The organism is Pedobacter sp. HDW13, assembly GCF_011303555.1.
In the GTDB taxonomy this organism is placed as follows: Bacteria; Bacteroidota; Bacteroidia; order Sphingobacteriales; family Sphingobacteriaceae; genus Pedobacter.
Map to the genome: position 1 here is coordinate 5352535 of NZ_CP049868.1, position 20693 is coordinate 5373227.

Sequence of the window (20693 nt, forward strand, 5' to 3'; positions counted from 1 at the left end):
ACATTCCATAAATAAAATGTCGTTCTATCCGTATTTATGAACGATTTACAACTAAGAACAGTAAATGTAACCAGGTACGTTACGCCATTGCGCGAGGGAGGTTCTATGCCTGCCATTGCCGAGGCCGACGATAACTTTTTATATGTACTGAAATTCCGTGGGGCCGGACAAGGGCCAAGAGCGCTCATTGCTGAATTAATTGGCGGTGAAATTGCTAGGATTTTAGGGCTGCGCGTACCAGAACTTGTATTTGCCAATCTGGACGAAGCTTTTGGCCGTACAGAACCTGATGAAGAAATACAGGATTTGTTAAAAGCGAGCGTTGGGCTAAACCTGGCCTTGCATTACTTATCTGGTGCCATTACCTTCGATCCGACGGTAACCACTGTTGATGCAACCTTAGCCTCGCAAATTGTGTGGCTTGATTGCTTTTTAACCAACATGGATCGCACTTGTAGAAACACCAATATGTTGGTGTGGCATAAAGAACTCTGGTTAATCGATCACGGTGCCTCGCTATATTTTCACCATTCCTGGCAAAATTGGGAAGAACAGGCCATTAAGCCATTCTATTTGGTTAAAGATCATGTACTATTGCCATGGGCAACTGAATTAGAAACCGTAAATGAAACTTTTAAAGCCATACTAACGCCCGAAAAAATTGAAGCAGTGATTGCTTTAATCCCGGATACCTGGCTTGAAGGCGAAACTAATTTTAGCAATACCACCGATCACCGTAAAGCTTACGAGCATTTTTTAACCACCAGGTTATTACATGCCGATACCATTATAAAGGAAGCACAACATGCAAGAGAAGTTCTTATTTGAGTATGCTGTGATCCGCGTGATGCCAAGGGTAGAACGCGAAGAATTTATTAATGTGGGCATTATCCTGTTTTGCGCGAAGCAGAAATTTTTAAAGAGTATTTTTGCTGTAGATGAAGCCCGAATGCTTGCCTTTTCGCCTAAAATTGATTTAGACGAACTGAAAGCCAACCTTTGTGCTTTCGAAAGGATAAGCATTGCCGCAAAAGGATCGGGGCCGATTGGCCAGTACGATCAGGCTTCACGTTTCAGGTGGCTTACCGCTACACGGAGCACGGTTGTGCAATGTTCTAAAGTACACCCCGGACTTTGTACCGATGCGGAAGAAACACTATTGAGGTTACACCAGGAGCTGGTGCTGTAGGCGGAGCGTATAGCGCCTGGCGTTATGCGTATTGGGATCAGTTAACCAATTCAAACAATTAACCGATTAACCAAACATATAGCAATCCAACAATTAATCAATTCATACAATTAATTCAACCCCCTTTGCCAAAAGAATATTTTAAACAACTTCAGCATTTGCTTGATATAGAGCGCGAAGAAGATTTACAATCTTATTTAAAACTTACCGAAAATACTTCTGCGGCCGATAGGAGGGCATTGGGCTTAACCTGGTATCCAATAGCCCTCAGAAATACGGAGATAGGTAGGGGCGATTATCTTACGGTTGAACTTGAACGCACTACACATCAGGATTTTTCTCACCAGTTCAGGTTTGGATCATCTGTGGTGTTGTTTTCTAATCACGATGCTAAAGCGGATCGTATAGAGGGCGTAATTACACATCAGAGCGGTAGCAGGATGAAAATCAGTTTCAGGGAAGACGAACTGCCCGACTGGACGAGAGACGGAAAACTAGGTGTTGATTTGTTGTTTGATAACAACAGTTATGATGAAATGCAGGCTGCACTGAAACAGGCTACCCATTTAGCCGAAAATGAAGCTGAAAATAAACTAATCCGCATTTTAACGCAGGGAGATAAGCCTTCCTTTCGGGGCGAGGAGAAATTTATTATTCCTAACACTTTAAACGAATCGCAGCAGCTAGCGGTTAATAAAATTATTTCGGCCGATCATTTGGCAATAGTACATGGCCCACCGGGTACCGGAAAAACAACCACGCTGGTGCATGCCATCAAATCGCTGGCTAAGCACAGCGATCAAAAGATTTTAGTTGTAGCGCCCAGCAATACCGCAGTAGATTTGCTGACCGAAAAATTAGCTGCCGAAGGATTAAAAGTAATTCGGGTAGGCAATCCGGCAAGGGTATCAGAAAGGTTGCTTGCAGCCACTCTTGATCATCAAATGGCTGGTCACCCGGATATGAAAACCATTAAAGCGCTTAAAAAACAGGCCAGCGAGTACAAAAATATGGCCCATAAATATAAGCGCAGTTTTGGTAAAGCAGAACGCGACCAAAGGAAAGCCTTATTTGATGAAGCCCATAAAATCGGTCGGGAGGTAGAAAAAACAGAACAGTATATTATGGATAATCTGTTTACCAAAGCACAGATTATTACAGCAACTTTGGTGGGCGCAAACCATTATACCGTACGTAACTTAACGTATCAAACCATTGTAATTGACGAAGCCGGACAAGCGCTTGAGCCTGCCTGCTGGATCCCGATTTTAAAGGCACAGAAGGTAATTTTGGCCGGCGACCATTTTCAGCTTTCGCCTACTATAAAATCAAACGAGGCATCGAAGAACGGTTTAGGCAATACCTTGCTCGAAAAAACTGCTGGTCTTCATCCTGAATCGGTTGTGCTCTTAAGCGAGCAATACCGCATGCATAAGGATATTATGGGTTATTCATCGAAAGTGTTTTATAAAGATGCTTTAAAGGCACATCATTCGGTAGCCGACAGGTTGCTTTTTGCCCATGATGCCCCGATTAACTTTATTGATACGGCAGGCTGTAGTTTTGAAGAAAAATTAAACGGAACAAGCACCACGAACCCTGATGAGGCTGCCTTTTTGGTTAAACATTTAACGGATTTGGTTGGTAATTTACAGGCTGGTCATAATGCCGATTCTTTTCCTTCAATCGCTATTGTTTCGCCATATAAACAGCAGGTTCAGATTTTAAAAAACCTGATCGAAGATCACGATGTTTTGGCACCTTATCGTAATCACATTGCCGTAAATACCATAGATAGTTTTCAGGGACAGGAACGCGATGTGGTGTACATTAGTTTAACCAGAAGCAATGCGGATGGGACTATTGGCTTTTTGGCCGATACGCGGCGAATGAATGTGGCGATGACCAGGGCGCGGAAAAAACTGGTGGTAATTGGTGATAGCGCAACCTTATCAAAATCGACGTTTTATGCCGGTTTTATTGAATATGCTGAAAAACTGGATGCTTACCACAGCGCATGGGAATATATGGATCTGTAGGATGAAATAATGATTGAATGTATTTGGTAGTATGTGTATGTTTTCATTCAAAAGCACTTATTCCAGTACGCTGATTTTAAGTTTTACAATTGTTACAATGAAATAATTAAGAACTCAGACTGAAATTATTATTTTTACTAAAACCATCTTAATTCCCTATAAATATATGATCAGCATAACAGGGTTTGCAGTATTAAGCTAATTACTGCAGGGATGAGCTACATGTAAAATACATTTCCTGGAATGGTAGAAAATATAAAAATTCTAATTGCAGATGATAGTGAGCTGATGCGGCTCTTAATGAAACGAATTTTTTCTAAATGGCTAAACTCGCCAATCGTTATAGAAAGGGGTAATTTGCCCGATACACTCGAGCTGCTCAGACAGGAAGCCTTTAATTTTGTATTGTTGGATATCAATATGCCCAAAGGAGACAGTTCTCCAATACGGTAAGGGAAATTTTAGATATTCAACCTGATATTAAAGTGTGCATGTTTAGCGGCAATGACAAAACGGTTCTCCAACAAAGTTACATAGAAGCAGGAGCCATTGGTTTTATCCAAAAAGATGAAAACATGGGGTTTGCAGTAGAACAGGTAATTAAAAAGGTTTTTAATTAGGCTTTTTCCAGGTTTTTTTCTTCGTTAATTTTGCCCGATATAGATGCACCAGCAATCAGCAGTTCGTTGGTAATCATTTTGGTATATTCGGTAATTTCCGATTTAAAATCTTTTACTGATGAGCCCGAACGGATTTCCTCGAGCCTTTTTTCCCATTGCCCGGTAAGCTCGGCCTGTGCAATTTGCTTATCCTTCACCACCTCATATACTGCCAGACCCTTATTGGTTGGTACCAGATTTCGTTTTTCGCGGGTAATGTATTCGCGTGTAATTAAGGTTTCTATAATCGATGCACGCGTTGCAGGAGTGCCTAAGCCACTATCTTTCATGGCATAGCGCAGCTCTTCGTCTTCAATCTCTTTACCGCAGGTTTCGAGGGCTTTCAGCAGTGAAGCTTCATTGTACATCGATTTGGGTTTGGTTTGCTTTTCTAAAAGCGTTTTTTCGTTAATCGGTAAAAGTTCACCAACTGCTACTTTGGGCAGTGCTGCGTTATCTTCGTCCTTTTTATCATCTTCAGGGTCGTTAAATACTGCACGCCATCCAGCCGAACGGATTACTGTTCCGCTGGCAACGAAAGTAACACCCGATTGAATGGTGATTTTGGTTAAATCTTTCAGGCATTCCTGGTGAAAAGCCTCAATCATCCGGCCAACTACCATATCGTACACTGCCTGTTTATCGGGACTAAGTCCGTAAGCTTGCTCGCCTGTAGGTAAAACCGCATGGTGATCGGTTACTTTTTTGGCATTAACACTCCGTTTGTTCAACGCTACGGTTTGTAAAAACTGTGCCTGTTTTCCAAAATCAGGGTGATCGGTAAATTTAGCAATCAAATCTGGCACTCCCGCATATACATCGTCGCCAATATAGCGCGAGCCTGTACGTGGGTAAGAAACGAGCTTGCTCTCGTATAAATTCTGTAAAATGTTAAGGGTTTGATCGGCTGTATAGCCTTTTTTCTTATTGGCTTCCTGTTGCAAACTACTTAAATCATGCAATAGCGGTGGTGGTTCTTTTCGGGGTTTGGCCTCCACTGCAGTAATATTACCTCCGGTAGGGAAACCCGATGCCACATCTTCTACCAGTGCAAATAGTTTTTCAACTTCTTCTTTATCCTTGTAGTTAGTGGTAGATATGGCTTTAAAAACCTGTTCTTCTTTGCTTAACAGGATAGCGATTTGATAATAGGTTTGCGGTACAAAGTTCTTAATCTCCAGATAACGTGCACAAATCATGGCTAGGGTAGGCGTTTGTACCCGGCCCAGCGAAAGTACTGTGCGGTTGCCCGCCGAAATACTTAAGGCCTGCGTGGCATTCATACCAACCAGCCAATCCGATTCAGAGCGGCAGTGGGCTGAATTAAATAAAGTATCGTAGTCGGTTCCGGGTTTTAAATTCCTGAAACCATCTTTTATGGCCTCATCAGTTTGAGAAGAAATCCACAGGCGTTTAAAAGGCTTTTTACACTTTAAAAAATAATAAATGTACCTGAAGATGAGTTCACCTTCACGCCCGGCATCCGTTGCTACAATAATTTCTGTAGCCTCATCAAAAAGTTTTTTAATGGTATCGAGCTGCTTTTTTACGGCAGGATCATCAACAAAGCCATCTTTGGTTTTAATTTTACGGATAGCCAGTTTAAATTTTTGTGGTAGCATGGGCAAATGTTGCTTGCGCCAACCAATAAAACCATAATCTTGCGGAGGTGCTAATTGTAGCAAATGCCCGAACGCCCAGGTAAAAGAATAGCCTTTACCCTCAATATATCCGTCTTTTCTGGTGGTTGCTCCGAAAACTTTGGCAAGCTCACGGCCAACAGATGGCTTTTCTGCAATTACAATCTTCATTAAATAGTCTTATCTTTTCAAACCTCAAATATGCTTAAAATAATGGCAAAGGGCTCAATAAAATTACTCACAATACGCCGCAGGTTGCTGTTAATGTAATGGCCTGGTATGGATTTGGTTAAATGTCAAAGGTTTACAGCCGTTTTTTGGGTGTCAGTTATCTCTATCAAAAAAAAGCGCGTTACAGCTTATAGATTTAATTGAGCAATAATGCTGAAATGATCATTTTACTTTGATTTGTCGCTGCACACTGCAGGGAGGTTTCAAAGTAAAATGGACAATTTAAGCTTATTAAGGCTTTACGCATTGTAAGCAAACAAAAGAGGGGGTATTTGTCAATGTTGTAGATTTAATATGAATGGGATTAACAAATTGCCAGTATTTTACTCTAATTATAAAAACAGATTAAGCCTGAATGGATAAAACTTACGAACTTGAAGGAGAACTGATTAAAGTAGGCCTCGAACCGAAAATTATCAGGGTGTATAGTAATGCTGCTTTATGGCAATACTTAAGTGTTAGGCCAGATATTCGTTTTAACCAACTTGTAGATACTATTAAAGCTGATTATGAAACTGAGTTTGGGCAAATGCTTGCCATTAGTAACCGCTCGTTAATTGTAGAGATTTTGGTACACGTGTATTGCGATTACCTTGGTTTGTCTTTTAACCGTTTGGTAAAGGTAAAGTGGATTCAAAGCCTGGTTAAGAAGCTGTTGAAACGAGCCGAAGTGGTAGATTGCGGCGAGAAGGAGGCGGATAGTAACAGATGGGTATGGGATTTACTCGCTCCATGCACACCTGTTTTCATCAAACTCCTGCCCAAAAATATGAATGCAAAAAATATTAAGCACCATTAATCAACCTGTGCAGCTAAAACGCCTTCCTGGTTTAAGGCTACGCTAGCGGCCAATGTTTCGTTTAAAAAGGAAGAATGGTATAACTGATCGGAGTTATTGATGAACAATACCGTGCGATCGGAGATGTTGTTAATTACCTCATCGGCTAGTTTAGCTGAAACCGCAGGGCAACCCTGACTTCTACCTAAGCGACCAAGTTCATTTATGGTTCGCTGCGAAACATAGTCTGCACCATGTACCACAATTGATCTTTCTCGTGCTTTGTTGTTAAAACCCTGGTCCATGCCATCTAATTTAAGCGAACGACCGTGTTTGCCGTAATAGATTTCGCCGGTAACATAAAACCCCAAACTGCTCTGGTTGGAGCTTACGCTGTTAGAGAAATGTGCTGGCTTATCGCCACCACTGTTTTGTCCATGTGCCACCCAGGTATTCATAATCAGTTTTTTCTGCGCTAAATCGATAATATACAGTCGCTTTTTGGTGCTTTCCTGATCAAAATCGGCTATGGTTAAAATGGATTTGGCACTTAACAAACCCGAATATTTCATGTTATAGAAACCGGTTAGTGCCTTTTCGAAAACCTGTTCGTTTAATCCGGCAGAATCGAGATGAACGGTATGGTACAGATTGGTAATAAATTGATTGTAGAGGCTATCGGCAGCAATGTTTTTTACCGCCTGTTGTTGTGTTTGTGGAAGCTCCACGGCTTTCCAACTTGTTCCGACAATGCTCATCCCCACTAAAAAAATCGCAGCAATGCCAAGGATTTGTTTCTTCATTCAGTATTGTTTGATAATGAGTTATTTATACGGCTGTTTAGCTAGAATGTTGCCCGGATAGGAGATATGCGGTTTGAAATGGCGGTTGTTTTACACTCTTGTGACTTAAACTGACGTGATATAGCTTTGAGGAATAGGGGGTTGATTGGTTTTAATGTGGTGTTTATGCTTTATGGTTTCCACAGATTTCGCTGAAGGCGCTGATGTATTGGGTTCTATTATTCTGCACTAATCATCTTAAATCCGAGGGAAAATAATTGAATATATAGCGCTTTGTTATTCCAGCAGATTTCGCAGAAAAAGACGCAGATTATATTTATATCTATTCCGTAAGCAAAAGCAATAAACAAATCTTTAAATCTAATTCCCTATTTTTGCCGCATAATTATAACTCATGCCAAACCAAGAAAACGATTATTCTTTCTGGACCAAATACAAAAGATTTGCTTCTACCGAAATCTTAATGTACCTGATCATGATTATCGGTATTGCACTTGGGATTATTTTTTTAAGCTAAGTGCCAGTTTGAGGTAATCGGCTCCATTTACATCATTAATAAACTTCGAAAATTCTTCGTACTGCGCTGCCGGAAAAGTGCCATCGTTTAACACAAATTTACGGTAGTAAGTAAGTTTATTGCCGCTAATACTGGTTTTACTGGTGTATTGACCAAAAACACTCTTAAAGCTTTTATCATGCGCTGCTATTAAGCTTGTATTAATGCCATCGGGTAGTGTATAAATAATTGTGTCTTCATCAGTATAACCACGGTTAATATAAACAGGCAGGGTTCTGTTCCTGATTTCGGGTGCCGATTTTTTAATGTTAAAGGCATTGAGCTGCAAAAACATCTTATCCCCGTTTATTGGTGCATAATTTCTGATGTTAAGGCTCACTTCTTCTGTTAATTTTGGATCGGCATCTTTCTTTTGTGCCAAAACAACGGCATCAAAATCTATGTTATCGATATTGTAGGCTTCTTTTAGTAGTTTATGTTGCTCTGTTACCGATTTGCCAATCAGCGATTCCTGGTTATCATATTGCGCGCCTGAATAAATGGTATTCATTTTACCGGAAACACTTCCGTTGCTTTCTATAGTAAGGTTAGCTGTTCTGATTTGCTGGTTTTCGGCTGTGGTTAACTTTGGGGTATGCAATAATTTGCCACCATCTGCGGTACAGGCAAGCACCAACCTGTCATCAGTAAAATCGCTTAAAAAGCCAAATGGTATTTTCTGACTGGTGCATTCGAGCCAGGTGGTATCGCCTTTTAGGGGCATACATAAAATGATGTGATTGCCCTGAGCCATACTCGCATAATTCGGATTAAGGCTTTTCTTTTCCGATCCGGCTTCTACTACGCAATAATACGAATCAATGTTGGCGGCTTTTAACAAACTTTGCATATAATTAACCAGTGCTTTACAATCGCCATAACCCAAACGGTCTACTTCGCTGGCTGCAATAGGTTGAAAACCTCCAATACCAATCTGTACGCTAATATACCTTGTCTTTTCCTGCAGGTACTGGTAAATTTTACGGGCTTTATCTTTATCTGTTTTTTCAGCTCTTACCAGGTCTTTTATCATTTGTAGGGTAGCTGGCGGTAATGCTGTGCGGGTATTTAACAAATCATCATAAATCCACTTGCCAAGGTCTTGCCAGCTGGTATAATTGCCTTTGTGGCCATAATAGTAAAACTCTTGTGGTGCAATTTGAATGCTGGTGCGGTAAGTTTCGGGATCAGGACTATAAGGTTCGGTTCTTACTGCTAAAACATTGCTTATTTTCCAGGTGGTTTTCTTTTGCTTTTCATCTGTTATCACCTCAGGTGAGCCACTATAGTTTTGTGTTTTTATCCTTATTTGATCGGTAGGTTTGCTAATAAAAGTGTAGCTGCTTTTTTCTACCGAAACATCGTTGGCAGGCTTGGGTGTCCAGTCGGGGATAAGCAGGTTTTGTTTATTCCTGATTTCATAATTGTAAACCACAGTGTAAGGGTACTGACTTACTGATGGCAAATAATGTTTCACGCGGCTATCTACAAAAAGCGAAAAGCCATCAGCGGCACTGGCGTCTATAAAATCGTTCTGAGTAAACTTGTTGGTTAACTTACCTACAGCATTGTAAACTTCGCCTTTTATGCTTTTTATAGAGATGTTCTTATCATAAAAGACTACCAAACGTGCTTCATCTTCACCATTCTCATTAAAAACAGTTATGGCCTTTTTAACGCTCATGATCACATTATCTGGCGAGCGCATATCGATGGTGGTTTCATCGTTTCGGATGCAGGCATTGGCCCGGTTACGTAAATTGGCCGGAACAAGATCAGAATCATAGTTATCCTGGGAAAAACCAGTAAAAGAAGTTAGTAGTAAAAGCGAAAAGGTAAGTAAAGTTCTCATTTTAGGTTACTTCTTTAATAAAAATTCAGTCTTTTGGTTCTGGATAATTCTGCTGTAAAACTCTTTCAGGAAAAGATATTCATCTGGCTGGTAAATGGCATTGTTAAACTGAAAAATCTGGCTTAAGCTAATGTTGTCTTCTTCTAATTTGCTTTGCAATAAGTACCTGCCGCCATTATTTGGTAAGGCAATAGCCATGTCTTTTGGTTTTTCCAGTAACTGGTATTTGGCCGGTAAAGTAATATTCATGGTAATGCGCTCGTCCGATCCGGCACCCAAATCAACAGGATAAGTACGTTCATTTAAGTTGAAAGGATTTTTAGAAACCGGATTGATAAAAAATGGACTAAAGTAAAACTGGTTCTGATTAGAACCATCGTTTATGGTAAACTCAACCTCATATTTTTCTGTTAACATGTTTTCTACACTGTCCAGGTTCGAAATCTGGTGTTCCAGTATTTTAATCCGCGTTAAGCGTTCATCCAGTTTTTCTACATATTCATCCGGCGATGTGTAACGTAAAATATCGCGTCTTTTATTGAAGGCAGAGTAGCCCATTGAATGGGTAGTAAGCGTGCCTACAATTTTGCCATCGGTAGTCATTTTTCCCGAAAGGATATAATTGGTAACCGATTTCATGCTCGCTTTTAAATCGATCCAGTACGAAGGTTTTTTGAGGTTAATTACACGGCCCTGATCGTTAATGCACCTTAATGGTAATAGTCCGAATGGTAAAAGTGGCTCAGTAGCATCCAGCAGATAACTTTTATCGCCAATATTTACTTTGGCAACCAGATAGTTAAAATCGCTCATTACCGGGTAAAGTTTATTTACCGTTCCGTTATCGCGCGTAGAAAGAATAACGGCTTCGGCATCTAAATCAGCGGCAGAAAGCGCTGCAATTAAACTCAGGTTGATATCTGCTACGTTGCCCGAACGTGTTTCGAGTGCCTTTTTAATGTTATCGGCCGAGTATTTTCCGTAATAATTATCCCATTTAATTTGTTTTTTGATATAATTAAAAACAGCTTTTGCTTTTTCGAGCTCGTCTGTTGTGCCTTTGGTAATTACTGGAATGAGGTCTTTAAAAAGATCCTTCCTTTTCATTTGAGAACCCAACGATTTATCGGTTGATAGCTCGTGATCGATATCTTTCCAGGTTTTGGTATAAGAAGTTTTGCCTCCGTTTAAATTCTGTACATCGGAAAGCTCAAAATAAATAGCAGATTTAAAATTACTCGGAGCCGTCATGTTATCTTCCTCAATAAAAGCAGGAATGTTTTTCATGAGGTAGGTGATTTTTGAACAATCAATAGCGGCACCGGATAAGCGCAGGCATTCTTTGCTCAGCTCTACTTTTTGATCGGTAAGTTTTTGAAAACCGCGTAACGAAACGTTATAGTTATAAATTCCGGGAATATAAACCAGGTATTCGCTATTTACTTTAGGGATATCGCCCTGAAACTCCCAGGTTTTAAAATTGAAAAGGTTTGGCGATTTTAAAATGTAACTGTATTCTATTACCGAGCCTTCTTTCAAATTGGGAAGGGTAAATTTGGTTAAGCGGGTATATTTAGATCGGTTTTCGGTAAAAACAGCTTTTCTCTCCATTACGGTTTCAACGAAGTTGTTATCGATTAAGTTAAAGGTCGAGGCCTTTAAATCGCTGATGGTTTCTTCGCGGCTGTCATCCTTATACATTGGAATCACAATATTGGCTTCTTTAAAACCCTCTTTATTGTAGATTTTCATTTTTACATGGTGCTCAAAAACCAGTACAAGGCTATGCGTATTGTCGTCGAGCTGTATAGATGCGGTACCAAATTCTTTTAAAACGATTGCGTTGGCGTTACTGTCGAGTGTTTTTCTATCGAATTGATAATCATCGTGGGTAACAGCCCCGTAAGTAAAGTTTTGAGCGTAAGTACTTAACGATAAAAAAAACAGGAAAATCAGGGTGGATATATTCTTCATTAGAGCGTATATAAATTGGCGCAATTTAGGAGTAGCAATTAAGAATCTAAAATAATTTGAAAATTAAATTTATAAATTAATAAAGTGGTTTTATAGAACTAATGAAACCTTTTTAGCATTTTTGGAAAAAAGAATTTGACATGCCGATCCCAAATCTAATGTCGCTAATCTCACATCAAAAGAAATGAAATTAAATTTAAAGCGCCCCTTAGCATTTTTTGATTTAGAAGCTACTGGAATAAATGTTGGAGCTGATAGAATTGTAGAAATTGCAATTTTAAAAGCAATGCCAGATGGTTCTGAAACTGTTAAAACCTGGCGTGTAAACCCCGAAATGCCTATCCCTTTACAAACTTCCTTAATTCATGGCATTTACGATGAGGATATTGCAAATGAACCTACATTTAAAGCTTTGGCTGTAGAAATTGCCGGCTTTATTGGCGATAGCGATCTGGCTGGGTATAATTCCAATAAATTTGATATCCCTATGCTATTGGAAGAGTTTTTAAGAGCAGAGGTTGATTTTGATATGAACAACCGCAAATTTGTCGATGTACAAAATATATTCCACCAGATGGAACAACGTACATTAAAAGCGGCTTATAAATTTTACTGTCAGGAAGATTTAGTTAATGCACATGCTGCAGAGGCCGATGTAATTGCCACTTACAAAGTATTGTTAGGACAGTTAGAAATGTACAAGGAAACTGAGTTTGAAAACAAACAAGGCGTAAAGAGTATCCCGGTAGTAAATGATGTAGATGCTCTTCATGTTTTTACCAATATCAATAAACCGGTAGATTTTGCTGGTAGAATGGTTTACAACGACAATGATGAAGTATGCTTCAATTTTGGTAAACATAAAGGCAAAACAACTGCACAGGTGTTTGCTGTAGAGCCCAGCTACTATGCCTGGATGAAACAAGGCGATTTTCCGTTGTACACCAAAAAGAAGCTTGATGAAGAGTGGGCGAAGTTTAACGCTAAGAAGAACGAAGGTAAAGCTCCCAGACCTCAAAATAGTGCACCAGTCAATAAACCACAATTTCAAAAAAAGCCCCAGCCAAAACCAGAAAAGCCTGCCCAGCCCCTTAACAACGATATGTTGGAGCAGCTGAAAATGAAGTTTGGGAAATAGGTCTTTTAACCACAGATAAAAAGGATAAACACGGATATTTAATTTGGATAGACTTAATTCCATAACAGAAAAAATAATTGGAGCTGCATACGCAGTTTCGAATACTCTTGGTTCTGGCTTTTTGGAAAAAGTTTACGAAAATGCAATGTTCTTAGAGTTATCAAAATGTGGCTTCTCGGTTAAAACAAAAGTGATTACCAGTTTTTACGATAACCAAATTGTAGGTGAGTACTTCGCTGACCTGATTGTGGAAGAGGAAATTATTGTAGAAATTAAGGCTATAAAAGAATTAAACGAAATTCATCAGGCACAGCTGATGAACTAACTTTCAGCCTGTGATAGGAGGTGCGGGTTATTAATAAACGTTGGAAAACCCAGGGTAGAAATTAAAAGAATCTTAAATGGCTATTAGTTACTTTTTAATTTGACAAGCTGTTATAAATAAGCATCTGTGTTAATCTGTGTCTATCTGTGGTTAAATATAAAACAATGAAGTGTATCAAATTATTAGGCTTCTTACTGTGCTCAGCAATATGCGCCAATGCGCAAACGCAATTACCAATTGAGCCGGTATTTCAGCAAAGCTATCAGAAAGAAACCCGGAGTACCAGCGGTAAGCCTGGTAAACACTACTGGCAAAATTCATCAAAGTATGATATTCAGGTAGATTTTAATCCGGTAAGCCGCTTGTTAAAAGGTAAAATACAGGTTGTTTATACGAACAATAGCCGCGATACCTTAAAGGAAATCTGGTTTAAGCTTTACCCTAACCTTTACAAAAAAGGCACATCAAGGAAAGCTAAATTCTCAGAGTCTGATTTAGGCGAAGGTGTAACGATTGATAAGCTGGCTGCCAATGGAAAAACCATTACCGGCTTCAAAATCGATGGTACCAACATGACGGTCGACGTGCCAGCAGTGTTGCCAGGTAAGACCATAAGCTTTAGTGTTGACTATAATTATACTTTAAATAAGGGTTCGCATATGCGTACAGGTCAGGTAGATGAAGGATCGCATTTTGTGGCGTATTTCTTTCCGCGTATTGCGGTTTACGACGATGTAGACGGCTGGAACAAATTTCCTTATACCGGTGCCGAAGAGTTTTACAACGACTTCGACCAGTTTAATGCTGCCATTACTGTACCCGGTGGTTACGGGGTTTGGGCTACCGGCGATTTGAAAAATCCAAACGAGGTTTTTCAAAAAGATATCGTTGCCAGAATGTTGTCGGCTGAGAAGAATGATGCTGTAATTGATGTGATTACAGATAAAGATCTGGCTGATAAGAAAGTAACCCAGCCCAATACATTTAATACTTTTAAGTTTGAAGCCAAAAATGTAACCGATTTTGTGTTCGCTTTGAGCGATCATTATCTTTGGAAATCGAGCAGTTTGGTGGTAGACCCTAAAACTAAACGACGTACCCGTGTGGATGCTGTTTTTAATCCGAAGCACAAAGATTATTATGAAGTGATTGATTTTGCGCGTAAAACCGTCGAATCGATGAGTTATACTTTTCCGAAATGGCCTTTCCCATACAACCACGAAACCATTTTTGATGGTTTAGACCAGATGGAATACCCGATGATGGTAAACGATAACCCGGTTGATAACCGCACGGATGCCATTACACTAACCGACCACGAAATTTTCCATACCATGTTTCCGTTTTACATGGGTATTAACGAAACCAAGTATGGCTGGATGGACGAAGGTTGGGCAACCATAGGAGAGTGGCTTATTTCGCCAATGATTGATTCGACAATTGTAGATGAGTATGGCGTGCAGCCAACGGCATCTACTTCTGGCGGTAAAGACGATAGTCCGATTATGACCTTAACACCTGATTTAAAAGGATCGGGTACCTTTACCAATTCGTATCCTAAACCGGGTTTGGCTTATTTGTTTGTTAAAGATTACCTGGGCGATGAATTGTTTATTAAAGCTTTACATACCTATATCAGAAACTGGAACGGTAAACACCCTATGCCATATGATTTCTTCAACAGCATGAACGAAGGTAGCGGCAAAAACTTAAACTGGTTTTGGAAAGCCTGGTTTTTTGAAAGTGGTGTAACCGATATGGCCATAAAAGCGGTAAATAAAAACAGCAATGGTTATACAGTTACTATTGAAAACAAAAGCATTAAACCTTTACCTATCGATTTAACTTTAACTTATGCTGATGGTACTACCGAAAAGCACCACAATACCATTGGGGTTTGGGAAAAAGGTGATCAGCAGGTGAAAATTGAAATTAAAACAGCTAAAAAACTATCCAAAGTCGTAATGGGAAGCGCGCATGTACCCGATAAGGTTAAAAGCGATAATAGTTTCTCGGTAAACTAGTAAGATTTGAACATCGGATAATACGGCTTGTTAATCGGGCCTTCATCACTAAAAGCATCACAAATTTCAGCCTCTCTTAAAGCTTTTTTAAGGGAGGCTTTTTTATTGTTGATGTAAATTTTAATCTGAATTAACCTCAGCCCGTGACTATAATCGACCCAGGTATTGCTATGCTTATTATAAACCGGCTGTATGGCTTTGCCATCTGGTTTGTGCCAGCCATAAATTACTACTCTTGGTGTTGTTTCTCCGTAAATTTTATTCGAAATGATAATGTCTTTTTTATCTCCGGCAGTCAGGCTTCCCAGTTGGTTATCAGGAAACAAGCTTTTAAGCTGTTGTTGTATAGAATCGGTATGGGCTATAAAAACCGGTGAGGTGGTCATTGCCCTGGTTGGTGGTATAGGTTGCGGTTTTAGTTTTATCGTAGCCTTGATATAAATATGATCGACAATGGTTTTGGTGGGAAGTACGCATTTGGTAAGCTTTGCGACTTTTTGAGCCAATATGGATGTCATCGGAACATAGAAGTAATCGTCGTTACTGCCTATGGCAAAATAATCAGGGAGCACATAATAACGAATCTGATAAGTCTGATTACTTCCCTGATTAGTCCACTGTGTGTCAATAGGCACCAGTTTTCTTAAGAAATCAGGGATGTTACCTTTTTTAATTTCCCGGAATATGATTTTTTCACGATTCACTAAGCTGAGACTGCTATCGCTGATACTAAGTGCAAATGCTTTGCCTGTTAGTGCATTTGGTTTTCTTTTGGAGAGTTTGAGTTCCTGAGCGCTTACAAAGGAGATAGTTGTAATGAATAATAAAACAGTGAGCAAACCTTTCATTTATTCCGGCTTTAAAAAATCAATATTCCGTTTTAACCCGGCAAACTTAGTACGTTTAACTGCCGAGCCTTTGAAAACCTTTTTAAAAACTTCGTCAGTTATTTCGGTCAGGTCTTTGGCATTCAAATCCAGTAAGCCATTTTCGGGTTTAAAAGCCGTTTCATTATGTACTTTCGAAAAGCGGTTCCAGGGGCAAACGTCCTGACAAATGTCGCAGCCAAACATCCAGTTGCTCATCTTGTCTTTAAATTCGTCAGGGATCTCGTTTTTAAGCTCAATGGTTAGGTAAGAAATACATTTGGTACCATCAACAACCTGTGGAGCAATAATCGCATCGGTTGGGCAGGCATCTAAACAACGTGTGCAGCTACCACAGTAATCGGCCTGGTAAGGGTGATCATAATTTAATTCCAGATCGATAATTAACTCAGCCAGAAAGAAAAAGGAACCGTTGTTTTTACTAATCAGGTTCGAATTTTTACCAATCCAGCCAATGCCCGATTTTTTTGCCCAGGCGCGGTCTAAAACCGGTGCCGAATCTACAAAGGCCCTTCCCGAAACTTCGCCAATGTTTGTTTCTATAAAATGGGTAAGTTCTTTAAGTTTATCTTTTATTACGGTATGGTAATCTTGTCCGTAAGCGTATTTAGAGATTTTTGGTGCATTTGGGTCACTTTGTGTTTCGTTTGTATAATAGTTTAACGAAAGTGAAATCACCGATTTTGCACCGTCAACCAATAGCCTTGGGTCGAGTCGCTTATCGAAGTAGTTTTCCATATACTTCATTTCGCCATGGTGGTTCTGATTCAACCATTTCTCCAGGCGCGGCGCTTCTTCCTCCAGAAATTCTGCTTTGGCAATACCGCAAGACAGAAAGCCCAAACGAAGCGCTTCATCTTTTATCAGTTGACTATATTTTGCAGAATTGTTGTACACCAGTTTGCAAAGATAAGGCTTAGCATTAAAACATTTTTACTAATCGCTTGTTCTAAATACAGAAAGTAAAAAATAGCATGTAGTTTTTCAAGAACCCGAATTTGACCAACTAGGCACACATTTAACGTTTAATATCATGGAAAATATAGATCCAAAACATACGGAAACTGGAGGAGCACACAGACCTATAGAAAAAGATTACGAAAGCCATAAAGATAACCCAGGGCCAGCAAAGCCAGCAGTTACAGAGAAAGATGTAAATGGGGCAGGGCAAGCCTTGAAATGGGTTTTACCCATACTGATTATCATAGCTTTAATTGTATGGTTCGCCATGCGAAAATAATCGACTTTTATAGTTAGATTAAATGCCGGTTACCTCACAGCAACCGGCATTTTTTATGCTATTTTAACAGGTTAACCCGATAAAGGTCGGTTCTTCTATCTTTCAGCACCTTTACTGTGCCGTAATGGTGAAGCTCATCGAGCAAATGCAAGTCTACATCAACCACTAAAACCATTTCTGTATTGGGAGTGGCTTCGGCCTTAATGGCATTGGTAGGAAAGGCAAAGTCTGATGGCGTGAAAACAGCCGACTGTGCAAACTGAATATCCATGTTGTTTACCTTGGGTAAATTGCCCACACAACCAGCTATAGCGACATAACATTCATTTTCGATGGCACGTGCCTGCGCGCAATGGCGAACCCGTGTGTAACCATTCTGCGTATCGGTTAAAAAAGGAACAAATAATATCTGCATGCCCTGGTCAGCATAAATGCGGCTCAATTCCGGAAATTCGACATCATAACAGATCAGGATCCCCACTTTACCACAATCGGTATCAAAAACCTGCACTTTGTCGCCACCAATCATACCGTAATACTTCTGTTCGTTTGGCGTGATGTGAATTTTGCGGTATTCGTCGATTTTTCCGGTGCGATGGCAAAGGTAAGTGGCATTATAAAGCTTGCCATTATCAAGTAGCGGCATACTGCCGGTAATGATATTTACATTATAGCTCAATGCATACTCGTGCATTTTCTGTACAATTTCTTCTGTTTTTTCGGCCAGCTTGCGCATGGCTTCAATTTCGGGCAGGTGGTTGTAAGGTTGCAACAAAGGTGTGTTAAACAACTCCGGAAACATGATGAAATCTGATTTGTATCCGCTTACTGCATCAACAAAAAATTCTACCTGCTCGTAAAACGAATCCATGTCAGGAAACAGGCGCATTTGCCACTGTATCAACCCCAAACGGATAGTCATGGCCGAGCGGGCCGAAGCATCAACTCCCTGGTAGTAAATGTTGTTCCATTCAATTAGCGTAGCATATTCTTTCGATTCCTTATCGCCTGGCAGGTAATTCTTCAGCACTTTTCTAACGTGAAAATCATTAGAAATCTGAAATGTTAGTGTTGGATCGTAAATCTCCTTGGCTTTTACCTTGTCTATGTATTGTCTCGGCGTTAAAGTTTCAGCGTAGGTATGGTAACCGGGGATTCTACCACCAGCAATGATGCTTTTCAGATTTAAACTTTCGCAGAGTTCTTTCCTGGCTTCGTATAACCTCCGGCCTAGCCGTAAACCGCGGTATTCGGGGTGTACAAAAATTTCGATACCGTATAATGTGTCACCATTTGGATCGTGTGTAGAAAAAGAGTAATCGCCGGTAATTAACTTGTAAGTATGGCGATCGCCGTATTCATCATAATCTACAATAATGGAAAGTGAACAGGCTACCACCTTTTCATCAACGGCAATACAGAGTTGTCCTTCTGGGAAAAGATTTAAAAGTTTGGCGATGCTTGATTTGGGCCAAATGGATCCACCCATGCTATCGTAGGCCTGAAGCATAGATTCTTTAAGATCGGCGTAATCCTCGAGCGTTAGTTTACGTATTTCGATATTCATGACTTGTTTGATTTGTATCTAATGAACACCGAAAGGCTATAAATGTTCAGAAAGATGTTAAATTTCTGCAATGAAATGATATGAGAAATTATGATTGACACCGAAAGGAGTATTGAATTCTAAATGCATTGCATTAAGATTAGCTTCGCTGAGCATTTCGTGATTCCCGTTTGCACGGGAATGACGTTTACCGATGTCGGATTGAATAATAAATGGATAGCTAAATTTTTAGAAGAAATGATTAAGTTTAGTATGACTGAAAATGAAATATCTTATATCGTGCGTGGCAGCATTTTCAATGTTTATAATGCACTTGGTCCTGGTTTGCTCGAATCAGCTTATGAAGTGGCATTACAATATGAAATTGAAAAGGCTGGATTATTTGTACAAAGACAAGTTTCATTACCCATGTATTATGAAGAAATTACAGTGGATGTTGGATACAAACTTGATCTCGTAATAGAAAAAAAGGTGGTTGTTGAAATTAAATCTGTTGAATTTATTTTGAATGTACACCACAAACAGCTACTTACTTATTTAAAGTTATCAGGATATAAATTAGGCTTACTGGTCAACTTTAATACAGATAACATTGCTGATAATATTTTTCGGAAAGCGTATGGATTATATTGACAAAATGCGCTGCATTTTTATTTTCCCGCAAATTTAACAGATAAGGCACGCAGATTTAATTGATCAATGCCTGGTAATTTAATCTGTATGATTTGCGGTTTAATCGTTTTAAATCTGCGAGAAATATTAATTGCTTAAAACAACCTCCCGCTTTGCCCGGGATAATTCCTGTTCAAGTGTTTATAAGCTGCTTCGGTAGTCTCGCGGCCGCGCGAAGTACGCATGATGTAACCTTCCTGTATTAAAAACGGTTCGTAAACCTCCTCAATAGTACCTTCATCTTCACCAACAGCTGTGGCAATGGTTTTTAAGCCCACCGGGCCGCCTTTAAATTTATCGATAATGGTGGTCAGGATACGGTTATCCATTTCATCCAGACCGTGTTCATCAACGTTTAAAGCATCTAAAGCATAGCGTGCAATTTCTGGATCGATGGTGCCATTTCCTTTAATCTGGGCAAAATCGCGGGTTCTGCGTAAAAGTGCATTCGCAATACGGGGTGTACCACGGCTACGTCGGGCAATTTCATAAGCGCCTTCATCACTAATTGGTGTTTTCAAGATTTCGGATGAACGCAGTACAATAGTAGTTAATAATTTAGCATCATAATAAGCCAACCTCGCATTAATTCCAAAACGTGCACGTAAAGGTGCAGTTAACAAACCCGAGCGGGTAGTAGCGCCAACCAAAGTAAAGGGATTAAGCGAAATTTGCACTGAACGGGCGTTAGGACCAGTTTCGAGCATAATGTCGATCTTAAAATCTTCCATGGCAGAGTACAGATACTCTTCAACCAAAGGTGATAAGCGGTGAATCTCATCTATAAACAAAATATCACCTTCATCTAAACCAGTTAACAAGCCAGCTAAATCGCCTGGTTTATCCAATACTGGTCCGGAGGTCACTTTAATGCCGGTTGCCATTTCGTTGGCAATGATATGAGATAGTGTAGTTTTACCCAATCCCGGAGGACCGTGCAACAGCACATGATCCAAAGCTTCTCCACGAAGTTTTGCCGCCTGAACAAAAATTTTCAGGTTTTCCATCACTTTTTCCTGCCCGGTAAAATCTTCGAATGCCTGTGGTCTTAACACCCGCTCAATATCACGATCGGTAGGGGTTAAGTGATCTGCATTTGGATCTAGATGCTCATTCATT

19 protein-coding genes are annotated in these 20693 nt (G+C 39.9%); 11 read left to right on the top strand and 8 right to left on the bottom strand.

Annotation, left to right across the window (positions count from 1 at the left end; genetic code table 11):
• Positions 1-36: 36 nt before the first annotated feature.
• From G7074_RS22285 to G7074_RS22300, 4 genes are all read left to right on the top strand, one after another.
• Complete coding sequence (locus G7074_RS22285; RefSeq protein ID WP_124560337.1) at positions 37-828, top strand: HipA family kinase; 792 nt, start codon at positions 37-39, stop codon at positions 826-828.
• Positions 806-1189: a DUF3037 domain-containing protein gene (locus G7074_RS22290; protein ID WP_124560336.1), complete on the top strand. Its 384-nt coding sequence runs from the start codon at positions 806-808 to the stop codon at positions 1187-1189. Before G7074_RS22285 ends, G7074_RS22290 begins: the two co-directional genes overlap by 23 nt.
• A 125-nt stretch (positions 1190-1314) precedes the next feature.
• Entirely contained in the window at positions 1315-3228 is a 1914-nt protein-coding gene (locus G7074_RS22295) for an AAA domain-containing protein (RefSeq protein WP_124560335.1), read from the top strand.
• A gap of 243 nt (positions 3229-3471) precedes the next feature.
• Entirely contained in the window at positions 3472-3681 is a 210-nt protein-coding gene (locus tag G7074_RS22300) for a response regulator transcription factor (protein ID WP_124560334.1), read from the top strand.
• Positions 3682-3844: 163 nt separating this feature from the next.
• Here G7074_RS22300 and topB read toward each other — a convergent pair whose 3' ends face one another.
• Complete coding sequence (topB, locus tag G7074_RS22305) at positions 3845-5698, bottom strand: DNA topoisomerase III (protein WP_124560333.1); 1854 nt, start codon at positions 5696-5698, stop codon at positions 3845-3847.
• 415 nt (positions 5699-6113) lie between these two features.
• On the opposite strand from topB, the gene G7074_RS22310 reads away from it, so the two are divergent.
• Positions 6114-6557 carry a hypothetical protein gene (locus G7074_RS22310; protein ID WP_124560332.1) on the top strand — a complete coding sequence of 148 codons (444 nt, stop codon included), beginning with the start codon at positions 6114-6116 and terminating at the stop codon, positions 6555-6557.
• Here G7074_RS22310 and G7074_RS22315 read toward each other — a convergent pair.
• Positions 6554-7339: a murein L,D-transpeptidase catalytic domain family protein gene (locus G7074_RS22315; protein WP_124560331.1), complete on the bottom strand. Its 786-nt coding sequence runs from the start codon at positions 7337-7339 to the stop codon at positions 6554-6556. The genes G7074_RS22310 and G7074_RS22315 overlap by 4 nt on opposite strands.
• A 394-nt stretch (positions 7340-7733) precedes the next feature.
• Here G7074_RS22315 and G7074_RS27710 point away from each other — a divergent pair, with 394 nt between their 5' ends.
• A complete protein-coding gene (locus G7074_RS27710; RefSeq protein ID WP_255420107.1) occupies positions 7734-7856 on the top strand; it encodes a hypothetical protein in 123 nt (40 codons plus the stop codon).
• Here the strand turns inward: G7074_RS27710 and G7074_RS22320 are convergent.
• Positions 7840-9747 carry a DUF3857 domain-containing transglutaminase family protein gene (locus tag G7074_RS22320; RefSeq protein WP_124560330.1) on the bottom strand — a complete coding sequence of 636 codons (1908 nt, stop codon included), beginning with the start codon at positions 9745-9747 and terminating at the stop codon, positions 7840-7842. The genes G7074_RS27710 and G7074_RS22320 overlap by 17 nt on opposite strands.
• 6 nt (positions 9748-9753) lie before the next feature.
• Complete coding sequence (locus G7074_RS22325; protein ID WP_166211455.1) at positions 9754-11721, bottom strand: DUF3857 domain-containing protein; 1968 nt, start codon at positions 11719-11721, stop codon at positions 9754-9756.
• 184 nt (positions 11722-11905) lie between these two features.
• Here G7074_RS22325 and G7074_RS22330 point away from each other — a divergent pair, with 184 nt between their 5' ends.
• The 3 genes from G7074_RS22330 to G7074_RS22340 all read left to right on the top strand — a co-directional run bounded on the left by G7074_RS22330 (position 11906) and on the right by G7074_RS22340 (position 15208).
• Positions 11906-12859 carry a 3'-5' exonuclease gene (locus G7074_RS22330; protein WP_124560328.1) on the top strand — a complete coding sequence of 318 codons (954 nt, stop codon included), beginning with the start codon at positions 11906-11908 and terminating at the stop codon, positions 12857-12859.
• A 43-nt stretch (positions 12860-12902) separates the two neighbouring features.
• A complete protein-coding gene (locus G7074_RS22335; protein WP_199748343.1) occupies positions 12903-13184 on the top strand; it encodes a GxxExxY protein in 282 nt (93 codons plus the stop codon).
• 164 nt (positions 13185-13348) lie between these two features.
• On the top strand, positions 13349-15208 hold the full coding sequence (locus G7074_RS22340; RefSeq protein ID WP_124560327.1) for a M1 family metallopeptidase: 1860 nt from the start codon (positions 13349-13351) through the stop codon (positions 15206-15208).
• Here G7074_RS22340 and G7074_RS22345 read toward each other — a convergent pair.
• Together G7074_RS22345 and queG are read right to left on the bottom strand one after the other, a co-directional pair.
• A complete protein-coding gene (locus G7074_RS22345) occupies positions 15205-16056 on the bottom strand; it encodes a hypothetical protein (protein WP_124560326.1) in 852 nt (283 codons plus the stop codon). The genes G7074_RS22340 and G7074_RS22345 overlap by 4 nt on opposite strands.
• Positions 16057-16992 (bottom strand): tRNA epoxyqueuosine(34) reductase QueG, encoded by a 936-nt coding sequence (queG, locus tag G7074_RS22350; protein ID WP_124560325.1) that lies wholly within the window; start codon positions 16990-16992, stop codon positions 16057-16059. It lies immediately after the preceding gene.
• 136 nt (positions 16993-17128) lie between these two features.
• On the opposite strand from queG, the gene G7074_RS22355 reads away from it, so the two are divergent.
• Complete coding sequence (locus tag G7074_RS22355) at positions 17129-17335, top strand: hypothetical protein (RefSeq protein WP_124560324.1); 207 nt, start codon at positions 17129-17131, stop codon at positions 17333-17335.
• 58 nt (positions 17336-17393) lie between these two features.
• On the opposite strand, the gene G7074_RS22360 is transcribed toward G7074_RS22355, so the two are convergent.
• Positions 17394-18902 (bottom strand): bifunctional GNAT family N-acetyltransferase/carbon-nitrogen hydrolase family protein, encoded by a 1509-nt coding sequence (locus tag G7074_RS22360; RefSeq protein ID WP_124560323.1) that lies wholly within the window; start codon positions 18900-18902, stop codon positions 17394-17396.
• Between the two features lie 201 nt (positions 18903-19103).
• Here G7074_RS22360 and G7074_RS22365 point away from each other — a divergent pair, with 201 nt between their 5' ends.
• The gene (locus tag G7074_RS22365; protein ID WP_240916383.1) at positions 19104-19535 is read left to right on the top strand and encodes a GxxExxY protein; all 432 of its coding nucleotides are present in this window, start codon (positions 19104-19106) and stop codon (positions 19533-19535) included.
• A 134-nt stretch (positions 19536-19669) separates the two neighbouring features.
• Here the strand turns inward: G7074_RS22365 and ruvB are convergent, their stop codons facing one another.
• A complete protein-coding gene (ruvB, locus tag G7074_RS22370; protein WP_124560322.1) occupies positions 19670-20692 on the bottom strand; it encodes a Holliday junction branch migration DNA helicase RuvB in 1023 nt (340 codons plus the stop codon).
• Between the last annotated feature and the right edge of the window lies 1 nt (position 20693).

Bases quoted from the DNA above. Each gene is read 5' to 3' on its own strand.
- G7074_RS22300 (WP_124560334.1), top strand. From the start codon at position 3,472: ATGGTAGAAAATATAAAAATTCTAATTGCAGATGATAGTGAGCTGATG.
- G7074_RS22315 (WP_124560331.1), bottom strand. From the start codon at position 7,339: ATGAAGAAACAAATCCTTGGCATTGCTGCGATTTTTTTAGTGGGGATG.
- G7074_RS27710 (WP_255420107.1), top strand. From the start codon at position 7,734: ATGCCAAACCAAGAAAACGATTATTCTTTCTGGACCAAATACAAAAGA.
- G7074_RS22310 (WP_124560332.1), top strand. From the start codon at position 6,114: ATGGATAAAACTTACGAACTTGAAGGAGAACTGATTAAAGTAGGCCTC.
- G7074_RS22340 (WP_124560327.1), top strand. From the start codon at position 13,349: ATGAAGTGTATCAAATTATTAGGCTTCTTACTGTGCTCAGCAATATGC.
- topB (WP_124560333.1), bottom strand. From the start codon at position 5,698: ATGAAGATTGTAATTGCAGAAAAGCCATCTGTTGGCCGTGAGCTTGCC.
- G7074_RS22360 (WP_124560323.1), bottom strand. From the start codon at position 18,902: ATGAATATCGAAATACGTAAACTAACGCTCGAGGATTACGCCGATCTT.
- G7074_RS22330 (WP_124560328.1), top strand. From the start codon at position 11,906: ATGAAATTAAATTTAAAGCGCCCCTTAGCATTTTTTGATTTAGAAGCT.
- G7074_RS22355 (WP_124560324.1), top strand. From the start codon at position 17,129: ATGGAAAATATAGATCCAAAACATACGGAAACTGGAGGAGCACACAGA.
- ruvB (WP_124560322.1), bottom strand. From the start codon at position 20,692: ATGAATGAGCATCTAGATCCAAATGCAGATCACTTAACCCCTACCGAT.
- G7074_RS22290 (WP_124560336.1), top strand. From the start codon at position 806: ATGCAAGAGAAGTTCTTATTTGAGTATGCTGTGATCCGCGTGATGCCA.
- G7074_RS22325 (WP_166211455.1), bottom strand. From the start codon at position 11,721: ATGAAGAATATATCCACCCTGATTTTCCTGTTTTTTTTATCGTTAAGT.
- G7074_RS22320 (WP_124560330.1), bottom strand. From the start codon at position 9,747: ATGAGAACTTTACTTACCTTTTCGCTTTTACTACTAACTTCTTTTACT.
- G7074_RS22345 (WP_124560326.1), bottom strand. From the start codon at position 16,056: ATGAAAGGTTTGCTCACTGTTTTATTATTCATTACAACTATCTCCTTT.
- G7074_RS22285 (WP_124560337.1), top strand. From the start codon at position 37: ATGAACGATTTACAACTAAGAACAGTAAATGTAACCAGGTACGTTACG.